Source organism: Tardiphaga sp., assembly GCF_044340795.1.
Lineage (GTDB): Bacteria > Pseudomonadota > Alphaproteobacteria > Rhizobiales > Xanthobacteraceae > Tardiphaga.
This window is the reverse complement of the sequence record NZ_JBIISY010000435.1, coordinates 1-2,642: the sequence shown is the minus strand read 5'-3', so window position 1 is coordinate 2,642 and position 2,642 is coordinate 1. Positions and strand designations below refer to the sequence as shown.

Genomic DNA, 2,642 nt, shown 5'->3' with positions numbered 1-2,642 from the left:
CGCGAAGCGGATGCGGTCTATTTCCTGTCCGATGCGCGCCAGCACAAGGATGACGAGATCCGGCAGAATCCGAACGTCAACCTCTCCTTCGCCGATGCAGGCGACCAGAAATACGTGTCGGTCAGCGGCACGGCGTCGGTCTCCAATGATCGCGCCAAGATCAAGGAGCTGTTCACCACCACGGCCAAGGCATGGTGGGACAATGCGGATGATCCGAATATCCGCGTGCTGAAGTTTTCGCCCGATGAGGCCGAGTATTGGGACTCGCCGGGTACTGTGATCAGCTATGTGAAAATGGCGACAGCGGCTGTGACGGGATCGCGTCCTGACATCGGCACCAATCGCAAGGTGGCGATCTGATGATCCGCGCCGCACCAGGCAGTCCGCCGGTAGAGGAGCCCCCGATTACGCCGGGCAAGCCTTCCGAGCCGCCACAGGAAAGTCCGCCGGGAAGCCCGCGGCCCGAAGTGCCGCCGCCGGTTCATGATCCTGACAAGCCAACGCGGCCTGATGAGCTACCTGGTGATTTGCCGCCCGATATACCGATGCCGAACCCGGATGAGGCTCCGGGCCAGCGGCCGCCGGTGATGTAGTACTGACGCTACTAAACAAACGGTCTGAACGTGCCATGAACAATGCACGTTCAGACCGTTATCTTGCGTGAAATAAATACGACTGTGGCTTCGCGGGCCGCCACATTCCGGCCCCATGCTTATTCGTTCATCAGCGTGCCGATTTGTTCGGCCGACATTTTTTTGTTGAAGTATTCTTAGCGAGGGGCCCAAGCTCATCATGACAAAACTTCGTCTCGTCCTGCTGGCGACGACTGCGTTCGGTGTGACGCAGATCGCGACGACAGCATCCTACGCATCCTCATCCGATGCGCCGATCCTGCTCGCGCAGGCCGCCCCGCCTGCCGCGGAAGGCGAGCCGAAGGGTGCTCCGAAGGGACCGCCGCCCGGTGCTGCGCCACGGCCCGCGCCGCCGGCAGCTGCGCCCCCTGCTGCCGCGCCGCGCGAGGCTCCACCAGCCGCGCGCCCGACACCGCCTGCACCGCCAGCCGCTGCTCCGGCCCCTCGTGCGGAGCCGCCGGCTGCGCCACGTCCGACGCCACCTGCGCCGCCCGCGGCTGCACCATCGCGTCCGGCACCTGAGGCTGCTCCGCCGGCTCGTCCGACACCTCCGGCTGCTGCTCCGGCGCCTCGCGCCGAACCGCCAAAGGCGCCGACGCCACCTGCTGCTGCCCGCCCCGAGCGCCGCGAGGCGCCGGCCGGCACCGAGCGTCGAGAACGCCCGGATGGTGAGCGCCGCGAGCCCGGTGCGCGTCCGACGCCGCCGGCCACGCCACCTGCTGCGCAGACCCCGGCACAGCCTGCAACGCCGCCGGCTGCTCGTCAGGCTCCTGCGACAGCTCCAACCCCAGCAACACCTCCTGCGGCCACGCCGCCGGCAGCCTCTACTCCGCCTGCCGCAGCTCCTGCTCCGTCGGCGACCCCGCCGGCCGGCACGCCGCCATCCGGCCGCCCCGGTGGTCCGGAAGGCCGCGAAGGCGGTCGTCGTGGCGAAGGCCGGCCGGGTGCGCCCGGCGCGACCGCGCCCGGTGCGCCTGCCGCTCCTGGCACGCCGCCCGCCGCAGCCGCTCCCGGCGCTGCACCGGCGACGCCGCCCACCGCGGCAGCTCCCGTGGCTCCGCCTCCGACACCGAGTGCAGCGCCCGTCGTGGTCGCGCCCGGCGGTGGCAACATCAAGGTCGTGCAGCCGCCGGCACCGCAGGTGACCGCGCCGATCCCGCCCGCGCCGCCGCCTGCCGCGGCGACGTTGACGCCGATCGCGCCCGGCGCCGCTCCGCAGGGGCCGCGTCGTCTCGATGACTTCCGCAGCGAGCGCCGCGAACGTCAGGAGGGTGGTCGCACCATCATCACCGAGCCTGGTCGCGTCATCGTGCAGGATCCGAGCGGTCAGTCCTTCATCCGCCACAACGAGGTCGATCGCTTCCGTTATGGCGCACGGGACATCCGCACCCAGCGCGTCGGCAATGAGGATCGCACCATCGTCGTGCGGCCGGACGGTTCGCAGATCATCACGGTGGTCGGCAATGACGGTCAGCTGATGCGTCGTATCCGCAGGGATCGTGATGGTCGCGAGATCATCATCATCGACAATTCGTTCGATGGTCCCCGCGGTGGCCCGCGTGGTCCGCGCGGCTTCTATGTGGACCTGCCGCCTCCGATGATCCGCATTCCGCAGAACCGCTACATCGTCGATTACGATCAGGCCTCGCCCGATCTCGTCTACGATACGCTGATCGCACCGCCGGTGGATCGCATCGAGCGTCGCTATACGCTGGATGAAATCCGCTACAGCCCGATGGTGCGCCAACGCATGCCGTCGATCGATCTCGACTCGATCAATTTCGAGACAGGATCGTGGGACATCTCCCCCGACCAGGCCTCGAAGCTGCAGGTGATCGCGGATGGTCTCAATCGTGCCATCTCGCGTAATCCGCGTGCGGTGTTCCTGATCGAGGGTCATACCGACGCGGTCGGCTCCGATGTCGACAATCTGTCGCTGTCGGATCGTCGCGCGCAGTCGGCAGCCGAATTGCTGACCCAGCAATTCCAGGTGCCGGCGGAGAACCTGAC

The 2,642-nt window shown here is 67.7% G+C and carries 2 protein-coding genes; both read left to right on the top strand.

Annotated features, from left to right (window positions below):
• Nucleotides 1–360: pyridoxamine 5'-phosphate oxidase family protein (locus tag ACIQ17_RS32805; protein ID WP_398473749.1), on the top strand; the 360-nt coding region annotated here is incomplete at its 5' end.
• Nucleotides 361–792: 432 nt separating this feature from the next.
• A partial coding sequence (locus tag ACIQ17_RS32800; protein ID WP_398473748.1) for an OmpA family protein occupies nucleotides 793–2,642 on the top strand: 1,850 nt, incomplete at its 3' end.